At 40.3% G+C, this 13934-nt stretch carries 19 protein-coding genes; all 19 read right to left on the bottom strand.

What is annotated here, in order from left to right:
• Positions 1 to 24: 24 nt before the first annotated feature.
• Positions 25 to 474 carry an Imm6 family immunity protein gene (locus tag KB559_RS08085; RefSeq protein ID WP_211021214.1) on the bottom strand — a complete coding sequence of 150 codons (450 nt, stop codon included), beginning with the start codon at positions 472 to 474 and terminating at the stop codon, positions 25 to 27.
• A gap of 123 nt (positions 475 to 597) precedes the next feature.
• A complete protein-coding gene (locus tag KB559_RS08080; protein WP_247681659.1) occupies positions 598 to 1098 on the bottom strand; it encodes an NUDIX domain-containing protein in 501 nt (166 codons plus the stop codon).
• Positions 1099 to 1117: 19 nt separating this feature from the next.
• The gene (locus KB559_RS08075) at positions 1118 to 2143 is read right to left on the bottom strand and encodes a DUF4339 domain-containing protein (protein WP_211021213.1); all 1026 of its coding nucleotides are present in this window, start codon (positions 2141 to 2143) and stop codon (positions 1118 to 1120) included.
• Entirely contained in the window at positions 2133 to 2666 is a 534-nt protein-coding gene (locus KB559_RS08070) for a DinB family protein (RefSeq protein ID WP_247681658.1), read from the bottom strand. The genes KB559_RS08075 and KB559_RS08070 overlap by 11 nt, the downstream gene beginning before the upstream one ends.
• Complete coding sequence (locus KB559_RS08065; RefSeq protein ID WP_211021212.1) at positions 2645 to 3109, bottom strand: VOC family protein; 465 nt, start codon at positions 3107 to 3109, stop codon at positions 2645 to 2647. The genes KB559_RS08070 and KB559_RS08065 overlap by 22 nt, the downstream gene beginning before the upstream one ends.
• 26 nt (positions 3110 to 3135) lie before the next feature.
• Entirely contained in the window at positions 3136 to 3519 is a 384-nt protein-coding gene (locus KB559_RS08060; protein WP_211021211.1) for a hypothetical protein, read from the bottom strand.
• Positions 3520 to 3532: 13 nt separating this feature from the next.
• Positions 3533 to 4423: a PhzF family phenazine biosynthesis isomerase gene (locus tag KB559_RS08055; protein ID WP_211021210.1), complete on the bottom strand. Its 891-nt coding sequence runs from the start codon at positions 4421 to 4423 to the stop codon at positions 3533 to 3535.
• 129 nt (positions 4424 to 4552) lie between these two features.
• Positions 4553 to 5494 carry an AraC family transcriptional regulator gene (locus KB559_RS08050; RefSeq protein ID WP_348772902.1) on the bottom strand — a complete coding sequence of 314 codons (942 nt, stop codon included), beginning with the start codon at positions 5492 to 5494 and terminating at the stop codon, positions 4553 to 4555.
• 35 nt (positions 5495 to 5529) lie between these two features.
• Positions 5530 to 6648, bottom strand: a complete 1119-nt coding sequence (locus tag KB559_RS08045; RefSeq protein ID WP_211021209.1) for a serine hydrolase domain-containing protein — start codon at positions 6646 to 6648, stop codon at positions 5530 to 5532.
• A 53-nt stretch (positions 6649 to 6701) separates the two neighbouring features.
• Positions 6702 to 7187 (bottom strand): tetratricopeptide repeat protein, encoded by a 486-nt coding sequence (locus KB559_RS08040; protein WP_211021208.1) that lies wholly within the window; start codon positions 7185 to 7187, stop codon positions 6702 to 6704.
• 131 nt (positions 7188 to 7318) lie between these two features.
• The gene (locus tag KB559_RS08035) at positions 7319 to 8638 is read right to left on the bottom strand and encodes a uracil/xanthine transporter (protein WP_211021207.1); all 1320 of its coding nucleotides are present in this window, start codon (positions 8636 to 8638) and stop codon (positions 7319 to 7321) included.
• Between the two features lie 209 nt (positions 8639 to 8847).
• A complete protein-coding gene (locus KB559_RS08030) occupies positions 8848 to 9318 on the bottom strand; it encodes a P-loop nucleotide/nucleoside kinase family protein (RefSeq protein ID WP_445323825.1) in 471 nt (156 codons plus the stop codon).
• 117 nt (positions 9319 to 9435) lie between these two features.
• Positions 9436 to 9849 carry a GNAT family N-acetyltransferase gene (locus KB559_RS08025; RefSeq protein ID WP_211021205.1) on the bottom strand — a complete coding sequence of 138 codons (414 nt, stop codon included), beginning with the start codon at positions 9847 to 9849 and terminating at the stop codon, positions 9436 to 9438.
• Between the two features lie 45 nt (positions 9850 to 9894).
• Positions 9895 to 10329 (bottom strand): YhfM domain-containing protein, encoded by a 435-nt coding sequence (locus KB559_RS08020; protein ID WP_211021204.1) that lies wholly within the window; start codon positions 10327 to 10329, stop codon positions 9895 to 9897.
• A gap of 67 nt (positions 10330 to 10396) precedes the next feature.
• Entirely contained in the window at positions 10397 to 10855 is a 459-nt protein-coding gene (locus KB559_RS08015) for a GNAT family N-acetyltransferase (RefSeq protein ID WP_211021203.1), read from the bottom strand.
• A gap of 11 nt (positions 10856 to 10866) precedes the next feature.
• Positions 10867 to 11649 carry a Cof-type HAD-IIB family hydrolase gene (locus KB559_RS08010; protein ID WP_211021202.1) on the bottom strand — a complete coding sequence of 261 codons (783 nt, stop codon included), beginning with the start codon at positions 11647 to 11649 and terminating at the stop codon, positions 10867 to 10869.
• Positions 11650 to 11681: 32 nt separating this feature from the next.
• On the bottom strand, positions 11682 to 12167 hold the full coding sequence (locus KB559_RS08005; protein ID WP_211021201.1) for a hypothetical protein: 486 nt from the start codon (positions 12165 to 12167) through the stop codon (positions 11682 to 11684).
• Between the two features lie 136 nt (positions 12168 to 12303).
• Positions 12304 to 12999, bottom strand: coding sequence for a YjjG family noncanonical pyrimidine nucleotidase (locus KB559_RS08000; RefSeq protein ID WP_211021200.1), 696 nt, complete (start codon positions 12997 to 12999; stop codon positions 12304 to 12306).
• Positions 13000 to 13186: 187 nt separating this feature from the next.
• The gene (locus tag KB559_RS07995; RefSeq protein ID WP_211021199.1) at positions 13187 to 13876 is read right to left on the bottom strand and encodes a class D sortase; all 690 of its coding nucleotides are present in this window, start codon (positions 13874 to 13876) and stop codon (positions 13187 to 13189) included.
• Positions 13877 to 13934: the final 58 nt, after the last annotated feature.

Here is a 13934-nt window from a genome sequence, read left to right as displayed (position 1 = left end):
TTTCCGCGAAACACTCTGTCTTATTCAGTAACAGACATTTTCAGCAAAATAGTTCGCGCATTCCTTAACGTTTTCATGTACCTTCAAATTTCCATTAAGAAAAATAACGAAATCCTCGATTTTTTCAAAGATAATCCCTTCGATGACCTGAGGTACATATTTGTGATGTTCCATCCGATATGCCAAACTGCATAGCGCACATACCATATCCGTAAATAAAATCCACATGGATGATTCCCCTTCGGATATCCCTTCCAAACCACAAAATTCAACGATATCGTAACCATCCTCGGAATCAATAGTTCCGTAGATATCATCAGCGGTTATCTCTTGATTTGTTGTCCATTCTTTACACAAATCAATAACGCGTAGTCCCTCTTTATAAGTCTCTATATCGTTCACTTTGTCCTGATAAGCTTTTAATAGAGTTTCTGCAATAGTTAATAACCTATTATATTGTTCTATCAGATCCATTTTTATTTTCCTTTTCTAATTCGTGAATAATATATGCAGGGTATCCGTGCCTCTAAAATCTGTTATACCATATTACTGCCTTTTCATGCGCGGTTGGAAAATTCGAATTAGTCTCCCGATTGTCTAAAATATCTTTGGGTCTTTAAGTTCCGACCACTGTATGTCTGGTTGATCTTCATGATTTATTGTAATGGTTCCTACTAAAATTTCGTTTTTATCCGGGTTCTCCAAATAATGTTCCATCATGAAGCTTACAATTTTCGATAGTCTCAGCTCTAAAATCTTATCCTTATCAATCCAGTGTAATTCCCCTTCTTCTGAATTTATGTAGTCTAATACTTTGGTTTTTCCGAAATACACAAATTGCTGCCTTATTTCTTCCTTTTTTATTCGTAATAATATGTATCTTAATTTTAGTTCTTCAATTTCTTCCTCTTGTATTCCGGATTCCTCGTAAATTTCTCGAATGCAGGCCCTTTTCGGAGAATTCAGCTCATCCGCCTCCAAATGCCCACCGAGTCCTGTCCAAAACACAGTATCTGTAATTCTACTTGAATCCTTCTTCATCATAATTACTTTGTTTTCATTAAATAGAAAGGCTGTAGACATTTGTCTAACTTCCATCCTTCATCATTCCTTTTCTTCACTCGGCATACATGCTATTCATTAATGCAGTATAAGTTGTCATATCTTGCGGCACCCCATTAAATTCCAAGGCATAAAACTCAAATGAACTATCATCAATCAGTTTGTATTGAATCAGTACTTTGGTGTCGTCTCCTAGATATGTAATCTTGCCCATCACATTAACATATGTATTATTATCGTCCGCTACAATGGCTTTCCATTTTGGATTTAGAAAATAGTTATCTACCATCTGACTTATTGTTTTATCAGGATACGAATTCATGGTCCCCTCTTTAACCATATTAACAGCACTTGGGTCGGCAATGCCGATAATTCCGGAAATCCACGTGGGGGCGAAGATCAAAATTGCAAACGTAATACACCAAACAATGGCGTAAGCACTTTTCTGTTTCAATATATGTGCTCTTCTAAAAAGATAAACGGGAATGATGAATATGGCCCACAACAACATTTCTTTAGTGTTATGACCTGCTCTTTTTATCTTTCTTTCATCAATTACACACAGTATGGTATTGAGTATTGTCGTAATGAACCATAGTGAACCGCTAGCCACACCGATCGCTCCAGATAGTATGTACTCTAACAAAGTCCCTAAAATGGGTGTGAACGCCAATATCCATACTAATGTATTGTTAATATCTTCACCCTTCAAAGGCGGCGGTACAATACTTCTATCAATTAAATCTGTCTGGCCTATATCGGCCCAATCTGACATTCCTGATTTCCATACCTTAGTGCTTAAAAATACTCTTTCAGCGTTATAAAGATGAAGCAGCTCAAGCCTTGAAACAGGGCCGTACCTCTCCCCATTAAACACATAGAACCATTTTTCGGCTTCGTGTTCGGGGTTTACTTTAATATTCGGGTAAAAAGTTATATCTTCAAATTTTCTATCACTTTCTTTGGGCTTCTTCCAATTTAAACCCTTAAGTTTATAGGGGGTAAAAACATTATTACCGCAATTGGGACAGACTAAATTCTCCTGCTCCTTCTGCTCCTCCCCGCATCTACTACAAAACATATTTCGAACACCCCTTATGACCATCCATGATTCTTCTACCTATATAGTTTACATTGACCGCATCAAGCCCTACATCCTTCGCCCATATGGATAATTGACCCATGTGATGTATTTCGTGTACGATCACATGCTTTATGACTTCACCATAATAATAAGTATCAGCTGACCATGGCACGGTTACAGTCTTAAATTCTTCTGTTGGAGACCATTTCAATAGGTGTTTATTCACTATCTCTTGACTTTCCCTTGATAATTGTCGAATCAGTTCCAATGACTTGTAATGTTCATAATCCGGTTCGGAAACCACATCGCCGTGTATTGCTTGTATCCAACTGCATTCCACATCAATAATATGAAAGAGAGTTTTAAGTATGGAGCCATGCCCCCCTTGACGCTCCTGAACAAGTTCGTTTTCCGATAATTTTGAACATTTACTAAACCATTCTTCTCTAACCATCCAGTTATATTTAAACAAGTCTATCATCTTAAGTGCCCCTTCCTCTATGGTTGCCATACTTCCCATATGTTGCCGTCCGGATCTGCGAACGTGATGTTTGGTCCGCTTGTCATTCGTTCTCCAATGATATTCACACCGTTTTCCTTAAAACGTTCATATAGCTCTTCGATCCGTGGAGTTATGAAACAGGCCATGGCATGGGGTCTTCCGTTATCCAATGTCCAGGCAAAGCGTAATCGACCGCCTTCCTCGTCCGATTTGTGCAGGAAAAGAGCAGGCACAACTTGCCGTAACCCAGGCGAAGGCATATTTCCGTTCCGATCAGGTAAATTCAAAACTGCAGTCTCCATCCCTGGCTCAACATGATCTCGGTGTGCGGGTTGAAACCCCAAATTCTTTTGGTACCATTTAATAGACTCGTAAACATCATTAACTGGTACATAAATACAAGTTACACCCGTAATGTCCTCCAGACTTTCCTCTATCTTGATTTCCTCGTTTTCCCGCATAACCGTTCCTCCCATTAAAATAGATTCTATCTTTCATATACTAACCAGGTCTTAGCATCCTCCGGGTCCGAAAAATACGAAACTGGTTTCTTGATTCCTGCTTTATTCACGTATCGCTTAAATCGCCATTGATTTATTCTAGAAAAGCCAACGAACGCTAGTTTTTCATTATAGGGATCTAAATTAGTTAGATTGTTTATTAATTCATTAAGAACCGCACTTGTTACCGATGTCTTATACATATCTATCCATATTTTAAGTTTCTTATTGGTTTTAAAGATAAACTCTTCTTCCTGTCTCATTAATTCAAAAAGCGTTCCTTCATCCCTATATTTACTACCATACTTCAAGCAATGAATTTCGCCACCCTTATAATAATAAGGAAATATCGAGCCACCTGGAGATTTCATTTTATCCCGCTCCTTAAGGATACTGAACTTCAAATTCTTGAACGAAAACTCCTGTTCCGGAAATATAAACATCCATTTTACTTTCATTACGTATAACTTGGACATGTACTCTTCCATCCCTGCCAATTTCTTGACCTTGTTCAACAAAAAAATCTGCAGCCTCACTATTTTCATTCAAGTACGTCAGATAATAGGCCCCCATCACGCCCGATGCAGTACCTGTAATCGCGTCTTCTTTCGTCCCTGAGTACGGGGATGAAAAGTGCCTCGCGTGCATAAAAGCATTCTTATCCATGGTTTCAATACAGAACGGGTGTATGGATGATCTTGGATTCTCGCGCAATACTTCAGGAAACATCTCGTTGTTGGGACACATTCTTGCGAATGGATCCAACCCTTTTATAGGTATTAACAGCGTCCAGGTACCAGTGCTTCCATAGACAATAGGCTTGGATATATCGATCGTTTCTTCCGGAAGCCCCATGCTGTCGGCTAGGGCCGGGATTGAACCACGAAATGGAATAAATCGGGGGTGATCCTGCTTCATGGTTATAAATAAATCTCCTTTTCTATTTGCAAAGGAAATGGGTAAATTACCAACATTCGTCTCGATCGTTATCGAATCTTTATTTTGTAACCATCCTAAGGTTTTCAAGCAATACATTGACGCAATCGTAGCATGACCACAAAGATTAATTTCATGACCTGGCGTAAAGTACCTCAGTCTAAAATCTGCTTTTTTCGAACTCGTAATAAATACGGTTTCGTTAAATCCAACCTTTTCAGCAATTGCTTGCATTGATTTTTCATCTAAGTCATCAGCTTCCAGAACGACGCCAGCCGGATTTCCCATGTTGGCGATCGATGAAAATGCATCATAATGGAGTACTTTTCTTTTAGGCACCAAACATCCCCCTTAACCTTATTTTATTAACCCTAAGACAGGACAACATTATAGTATTTATGAAACAACCCAGCCCTAGATAGCTCTTATCTTAGGCTGGGTCGTGAGTTGTCCGGGATTATATTGTGGTTACTCTTCTGCTCTTTTCTTTATAGGTATATATAGATCAACCTTAGCTTTTCCATCGGGATCCTCAAAGGGATTATTCATACAAAACTCCAGGCAGTGTTTATCATCAGGGTCGTACCCGCTATTGGGCAACCATTGGCCGTATACAACTTGATATGCGATAGCGAATTTATCGATCGTATCGTAGAACTGATACAATGCAAACAGGCCACCATTTAAAGTTTTATACTTAATATTAGGATCCAAATCCTTGTTGTGATCACCCTTGATCGTTAAACATGCATCATAACGACATGCATATTCATCCGTTAAACTTGCGTCATCAAGAGATATCCCAATATATGAGTGCTCGGGTGGATAGAAGCCTTTCTTAGCTGCCCATTCACCCAATACCTCCCATGCTTTACGGGTTTCAAGATAGCTTCCAACGTGCCTAACATACGCAACCTCGTAATCCGGCAGCTCCTTAACGGTAATATTCATTTCCCAGATCCTCCTCAGAAAGTTATTTGTAATCCCACTTTCAGAATAACGAGAAGGTTGTACTGTTTCTGCCTGTTTGTTGCCATGATATAAGGGAATATTGCTAATAATTGTTGGATCTCTTCTTACATCTCCAGGAGTATTACCGTAAAGCTGTTTGAAGGCTTGGTTAAAACTCGACGCAGAATCAAATCCACATAACATAGATATTTCCAGTATAGTCTTATCTGTATTTAAAAGATATTCAACGGACGCGATCAATCTTCTTTTTTTCAAAAAAGCATAGGGAGTCATTCCAACAATCGACGAGAACACCCGCGAAAAGTGATACTTGGAAAAGTTGGAGACCTCCGCAAGCTCCTCCAGACTTATCTTCCTTGAAAAATTATCATCCATATATTTAATTACATCATCAATTCGTTCTGAATAATGATTATTGTGGGCAAGTCGAATAGGCACCGTTTCACCTCACTATTTTGGCTTCAATATTTTCGTTACGGACTTTCATTCAGCATAACTCCAAGTCTATCCCCGATATTGTTAATATCTGTCCCCTCATAGTTGCTCAACACGATTACGGTCATGTCATCCAGCACATAACGCTTGATATAAGCGGTAAAACCATTAATGCCCCCGTTGTGAAAATATATTTTTCTACCTCCATCCATGACCACCCATCCGTACGCATATTGATCTTTGAAAGGCGTGAACATGGCGTCTGCCAATGACTTGTTAATGAGTTGCTCCGTATTAAGCGCCTGATCCCATTTATGCAGATCATCTATACTCGAAAGCATTGCTCCAGCGGAATAAGGAACACTCATATCAATGGGTAGCGCCTGTAATGGTTCATTTAGAATATTCATATAACCCACCGCATATTTTGGATCCGTTGACTCTCCATCCCGGAATCCGGAATCGTTCATTCCAAGCGGTTTGAAAATATGCTCGCTAACGTAGTCCTCGTAAGTCTGCTTACTGACCTGTTCAATAATGGCACCAAGTAGTATGTAGCCTGAATTGCTGTAACGAAATTCGCTTCCCGGTTCAAATTCAAGCGGTTCGTTTTTAAATATGGATAAGTTCTGTTCGACAGTAACTGGCTGTCCCATCGTCTCCAGATAATTTGGAAATTCGGTAAGATTCGGGATTCCGGATGTATGTGTGAGCAAATGATGTATAGTGATTTGATCGCTGTGTGGATAATCGGGCAGGTATGTATGAACAGGATCGTTCACATTCAGCTTACCTTGCTCTTGAAGCTGCATGATGGCCAGCGCGGTGAATTGTTTGGTGACGGAGCCGATTCGGAAGATAGTCGTTGGGCCGTTAGGTAATTCCTTATCCCAATTTGCCATACCGTAGCCTTGACGAACCAACACTTTACCATTCTTGGCCAGCAACACGGAGCCGTTGAAATTGAGCTTGCTCAGGTAGGCATCTATTATGTCTGACAAGGATTCAACTTCCGAACTGGCTATTGGCTTTATCTCGCTTGGTGTAACAACGTTAGATTTCGAAACTTTAATCTCATCGTTTGCCGTACATCCAACAGTTAGCAAGCATATGATCATTACGATCAAGACTGAAGCTTTTTTCAAATTCTTCTTCAATGGACCTACCGCCTTTTTGATTTATATTAGTAAAATCATTGGCGAAAATAACCTTAATCCCAAATCTGATCCAACTTATCCGAGTAAAATAAAATTGCGTTCTTATAGCTTCGGATCCCCTCATCGTTACTTGTTTCCGCCAGTTGCTTTAGTAATATGGACATTGACTCGCTGAATGCCTGCTTATTATATAGAACCATAGCATAGAAAACTTGATATTCTCTTCGGTCCGGAAATTCTTTCATGGCCGTCTCAAATATGGTTTTGGCTTCCTCATACATCCCCAAAGTTCTATATGTACTTCCCAGACCTAATAATGCACCTTGTCTCTCCTCTCCCCTTAATCCAAGCTCTAGAGACTTTCTATAATAAGGCACGGCTTCACTTTCTAATCCCAGAATGTCATGAATCCAAGCGCATTGATACCAGACAGAGGGATCTAATGGTTGTTGATCCAATAATTCAAGTAATAAAGATCGTGCCTCTTCCAATTTCCCTGATTCTCTTAATTGAATGGCAACTTCTAATTGTTGTTCCATGTCTATATCATTCCTTTTACTATCTATTCAAGATCATTATAACCTTAGTGATCCATTATTTGCTAAAAAAGAAATGGCATTGGGTACCCGAAGGAGGTCAAAGCTAACCCCCCCATTTCGTCATTTATGCATTAATTGTTACTTTGACCCGGTTCTACGATTTTGTCCCAAGGAATGAGATTTTCCAGGACCAAGGCTAGCGTAATTCCAACCAGCAGGCCATTTTGAATAAAAGGTTGAATATAAGTTGGGACACCGGCAAAATAGGAGTCCGGGAACGTCATGATCACCACGGCTACAAAGATCGGTATAGCGGACCGGTAGACATTGCGTTTATTGAATTCGATCTTTTTCAAGAAATCCAGTGAAGACAACAGCAACTGCAAATAAGAAACGAACAACACCGTACTGCCAATGCTTAACGGAATATTGGAGAAAAATAGAGTGACCGGCGGAAATACACCCATCATGAGAAATAGCGCCCCGCCAATCAAAAAAGGCATTCGATGAATAATGCCGGATTGTTTTAAAAACCCGATGGATGATACAAACGGAGCGTACGGAACCAGCCCAAATAATCCGCTTATTCCGGTGAATATGCCGGATATGATGAGGCTTGCGCTGAACTGCTTTTTGCTGGTCTCGCTGTCGTATAAATCTTCGGTTCCCTTCAATGCGCCAAAGGTGTTCGCTAAATTCAAAATGCCTGTTACCACAGCCACAATAATAATGCCGACATTGAATTCAGGCTTTCCTAACAAAAAGAAATTGAAGGTTAGCGACGCACTCTCCTTTACAGTCTCTTCCTCGCCCAAAAATATAGCGAATGCAGCCCACCCAATGACAATGCCGATGAGCAGAGAATATTTACTGATCTTGTTCGGCAGCGTCACATTAACAATAACCATAAGTAACATCATGATGATGGAAAGAAGAGCAATATTCCCTTGAATCGACACATGGTCTGGCGTGTTGCCCATAGGGATTCCCAGCATCCCTTTGAGAAAAATCTGAATTAACTGGAAGCCAAACAGTAGCATGAACACGCCCATCACGCCTGGCTTGAATAGTTTTGCAAGCGCGTTGCCCCAGCCGAATAGGCCCACAAACACGGTGATAGCAGCAGAGATTAGAATCCCAACGGCGAGACTGCCCCCTATTTCAGGCAAGGAGATCCCTTGAGAAGCAGCAATGCTTACGGTAGTTAGGATCATTCCCCACCATAAACCCGATTGCCCTTCCAAAATGGCCCGGCGATGTCCCCATAATGCTTGGCATATGCACGCGCACCCCGTCACTATGAAGGATAGCTGCAGGGTCGTCATAATAGAGCTATCTGATAATTGAAAGGCTTGTCCTACGGTGACCGGGATAATCACAATATTCGCAAATATGAAAAATAGCCACTGCAGCCCTGCAACCCAATTTTCTGTTTTTTTCAATTCTACCATTCGTATTATCCTCCTACATGATGTACATGCTAACCGACTCAGCCAGCACTCCGTAATTCAAACACACATTCTTTGTTATTACCCATTTCCTTCTTAATGAATGATAAGTATCATCGAGAACGGATGCATCTTGAGAAATGGCTCTTTAATGTAACAAAGACCAAGTGTCGATAACACCTGGTCTTTGTTTAAGTTCCACTCAAAGATGTTCAATCGTTTGCTTCAATGATAATTTCCCCTTCTCCGGAAGGCACTTCAAAACCCTCTAGAAATGAAGTTAGTATTTCTTCTGTTATTGTAAATGCTGCATTTGCATCGAACCGCTGACTCCGAATACGGAGTCGTTCACGTAATTCATTAGGATGAACTTTCAAATATATAAGCTTCCATCCCCCGCCTTCATCTGCAATTAATTTCTTATATTCATTCCGTCTCTTTCGTTGCCAAAAGCTGAAATCGATTACCACGTTACGCTTTTCATTTATAAGATCTACTAATTCATTGCGCAACTTTAACTCGGCTTCACTTTTTAATTGCTCATACATTTCAATTGGATAGTCAATTCCGTAACGTCCGTGTGTAGCCCATATTTCTTCATCAATGGAAAGACGTACAAAACCTCTTTTCTCTAATCTTTGAGCAAATGTTGTTTTTCCTGATCCGGCTACTCCGCACATCATCACTACTAATGGAACGGAAACATCTGCTTGGATAATGTAATCATCTATTTCATAATCGTCATGCAACTGATATTCTCCTTTCATCCTCTTGAGAATCAGGGGCGTACCTTGAAATTATTAGAGCTCTTTTAATAAATAATAGTGTTTATAATCCTTTGGGGCATTTTCTATAACTGCAATGATTTGATATCCGTTCTTTTTATAGAAATCAGGTGCTTGGAAACTAAACGTGTTTAATTTAATGAAAGAACAATTCTTTTCGCGAGATATTTGTTCTGCTTCATCAAGAAGTTGTTTTCCATAACCTTTCTTTCGATAGTCTTCATGAACCCATAAAATATCAACCTCCATCCAATTCCAACAAATTGCACTATTCAATCCTGCAATAATTTCTCCCTTGTTATTCTTCAAACACAAATTAATTTCCTCATAACGACCGTTGGGTACATGTTCTGAATTAAATTTAATCAGTTTGTTTCGAACGAAATTACTTTCTTCAATCGTGCTTTGAATAATGTCTGAAGAGTTCATATGATCCTCCAAAATATAAGATGTTTATCAAAAGCATCGGGCTTATTAATTAGCCGCCGAATCTTCATTCCATAATTCATTTTCTTTGATGATTTTAACCAATTTTTCTCGTGCATCTTCATTTAATGTAAAATGACCATCATCCTCAGAGTCGGTGAAGAGATTCGCCCCGGATAAAAGCCAAAGATGGATTTTCTTTTTATCACTGTTGTTTAATTCAATAGTCGCAGTGAAATCCTGCACTCTTATATCAAAAACTCCAGGATCAAACACGCCCGTTTTCAATGCATTAATAACTGCAGAAATCTCAACCCGATCGGTCAAACTGGCACTTACCCCTTCTGAGTTTTCTATCAAAATTTGCTTTACATCACCCTGCTTAATATGGCTCCGTTCTTTCCATGTGTCTTCACTTGAAAACGAACATCCTGTAGACATTAGAACTAATAACAGTAAAAAGAGTATTTTAAACTTCAGCAAGTGTCTTTTACACCTCCTAGTACATCCGACGGGCTTAGTCAGCGGGCGGTAGCCCCAAAAAAAACTATCAAAGTTCAAGCCTTAATCTAATCATATCCCTACACTGTATTCCATTCTCATAAATTTCATCTTTATAATGTCTTATAAAAAAATCAGGATCTACGCCAACAATTCGAAATCCACATTTTTGATATAGCAACAGCTGAAATATACTGCTGTTACCCGTACCGATTTCCATCGTTTTTTCACGTTGCTCTTTTGCATAGATTATGGCGAAATCAATTAATTTCTTTCCGATTCCTTTACCTTGAAAATCTTCTTTTACTACAATATTTACAATTTCAATGGTTTCAGGGCGAGTTTTAATAATTACCAATGCACCGATAATTTCATTATTGTTGGTAGCTATGAAACACTCCCCTCTATCTATGTAATTTAAGATGATTTCTTCCGAAGGATCAGCTAACAGTAATAACTCTATTGGCACAGCTTCATTAGGGCCTAATAATCTAATCTCTACATCCATGAATCATTCTCCTATGATCTGCAAAGTTTTTCTAAAACCATGGCTACTCCATCATTATCATTAGTTTCGGTAATCTCTTTAGATATCTGTTTCAATTCTTCAATTGCATTCCCCATTGCCACGGGCCATCCACAAGATTTAAATAGTCCGATATCATTAAAATCATCACCAAAGACCATGACCTTTTCGAGCGGGATGTTCATCGCCTTACACAAAACCGATACCGCACTTTCTTTCGAAGCTCTTAGGGATGAAAGCTGAACAAGCTCTCCATTGTCTGTAGTTAAAATATTTAATCTCGTATTAAACTTATCCATAAATAAATCCAAATTCATTCTCCCTGAAAAAAGAATCTTTGATGCATCATGTCGTTTGAGTTCTTCCAGTGACTTTACAGCAGGATTATCTTCGACCTTAATGAGTGCGGTGTAGTCATATTCCCTTAAACTCATCCACTCATCCTTCACTTCCAGACTTAAATCAAGAGCCGGGTTACATTGCAGGCAGTAATCTAGAACTTCAGCTGTAATTTGAGATTCAATCGATATATGTTCTTGGATTCCCGTGTGTTTGCAATCGATATAGGCGCCATTGTAATAAATAAAAGAACCTAATCTGAATAACTCATCATTCATAAATGATCTGACTGCCCTTGGAGGACGCGCTGTCGCAAAGATGAATTTAATTCCTAATCCTGCGCAATCTGCAATAGCTTTAGAATTACGATTGGTTATTTCTTTGCTTGAGTTGAGGAGTGTACCATCTAAATCTAAGACGATTAATGGAATTTTCATTTTACTAAACACCTCCCAGTTATACAGTTATGTTATATTTCATACCAAATTCTGTACCCCTCAATGTTTGCTTCCGAGTGATCACTAGCATCGAATGTTTTGAAATACCTTGCGTAATAAGCATGTTCAATGGATTTTTTATCTTTATCCGTATTTATATCAACATGAATTTCTGATATTTCCAATCCCCATTTGACACTGCGAGCGATCTCATTCATGTTATCCATTGTTGAAAATTCCTTGAATTCCGCAAGAATCGATTCCAGTTCTTCTGTACTCGGTTCATTTCTCATATCAATTCTACAAAAAAGGTTTGGACGAGTGAATGTAAATTGTACTCTTTTGATCGACGGCGATAGATCCTTTAAGTCTTTTTTTAAGGTTCTGGTTGAACTGGTATCTATACTGTGGGTAGTACTGCACCCTGCCAAAAGCAGAAGAAAACAAATTATGATAGGTATCCACTTATATGTATTCATTCTGTACTCCAATTCATCGTTAGGGTATGCTTCTTCCATGATTATACATCTGATATGTTGAGTCAACCTCATTTTCAGCGGAACCGTCTAATAATTTCGGGACTTACCTAAATAAATAAAAAAAGACTACCGTCAAAGCAGTAGTCTCCATATTTTTGTATGTTTAAGCAGCGGGCTACACCTTCAAAAGCTCCAGGAGCTCCGTCAGACTCCGAATTTCGTAATCAGGCTTTGCCTCGGAAGCATTGTCGGCTTGTTTCGGATTGAACCAGCACGTGTCGATTCCGTATTGATTCCCGCCGTAAATATCCGATGTCAGCGAATCCCCGACAATCAGCACCTTGTTTTTATCCGGATGCCCTAGCTTTTCAAATGCGTAATCGAAAATAGCCGGGTCAGGCTTTTGCGAACCGGCATCTTCGGAAATGATCACCTGCTCAAACTTGCCGGACAGCTCAGACCGGCTTATTCTTCCAAGCTGTACCTCCCTGATTCCATTCGTTATCACCGCAACACGGTATCCCGCATCCAACAGTCGGTTGCAGGTTTCCGCAGCCCCTTCCATCAAGAAGGATGCCTCAGATAAATACCCCACATACGTTTGGCTAAACTCTGCGGCGTCGAGTTCTTGTGAAAACTCACGTAATTCAAGCAGTCTTCTGAATCGCTCCACCCGCAGCACATCCAGATAAATAAGCCCTTGCTCAAGCTCCTTCCATAGCTGACGATTAATGTCACGGTACTGACCCATCAGCTCCTCCGTATCCTCCATTCCGAAATGACGGAAAGCTTGACGTAAAGCGAAATCTTCGGTTTTTGCAAAATCATACAGCGTATCGTCGAGGTCAAAAAGAATCACTTCATATTGCAAACAAGCTCCTCCTATCTCCTTATCCAATAAGGTTTACGGCTGGAATGCCAGGAAAGGAAGACCCTCGCAGGGATCTATTCATCCGGTAGGGTCCACTTAGGCATCCGCCAAGTTTTTATTCTCTATACTTAGTATACAACTCGGTGAAGGCCGGGAAAAGCGTCAGCGGGATTCCAAAGTCCGTCTTTCATTTAGACTTCGCCAACCCCACCCGCTTCGCCGATTCATCCGGATCAAACAACTCGTCCTTAATTTGTTCCGCCGCGACGATCAGTCTTTGCTTATTGGAATGAAGCGGATGACAGGTAATCAGCGTTAGCATGGTTTTGCCGGATACCGGCTCCAGCACGGAGATGTCAGTGGGTTCCACGACCGTTTTGCCGAGGATGCGGTAAGTGTACAGGCGATTCTTCGTCAAAATCTGAAATTCATCATCCACTTCCATTTCATCCAGCCGATTAAAATACTGACCGAACGTCCAAGACCGATGGGCAGCGATGCCGGAATTGCCGCCAGGTGTACCGATCTCTGCCGTTTCAGGCAGATGTCCGGCTCCTTCTTTCAATTGCTCTAACCCTGCACCTTCCAATACGGGGACGGTCAGCTTGATTTTGGGAATGTTCAGCACGGCCAGCGTGGTCCCAACCGCCAGTTGGACCTCTTCGGTGCCTTCCTGTTCTAGCTCCGCTTGTTCCGGCGCTGATTGGGCAGAGCTCTTTTCAAAAGCAGACGCCGACTGATTGAGCTCATCGAACGGCAAACTCAAATAGCTTTCAATTCGCTGATCTATTTGATGTTTGTAATACACCGGTCCCACTCCGACATACACCAAAATCGCCAGACCGAAGGCCAAGAGCAAATTCCCTAATTTTCTCAAGTGGCATCCCTCGTTATTAGAAAGTTATGTACGCTTTCATGGAAAAGTTGCCCTGCAT

Source organism: Paenibacillus sp. Marseille-P2973 (assembly GCF_018101095.1).
Classification (GTDB): domain Bacteria; phylum Bacillota; class Bacilli; order Paenibacillales; family Paenibacillaceae; genus Fontibacillus; species Fontibacillus vini.
This window is presented reverse-complemented; position numbering and strand designations above follow the sequence as displayed.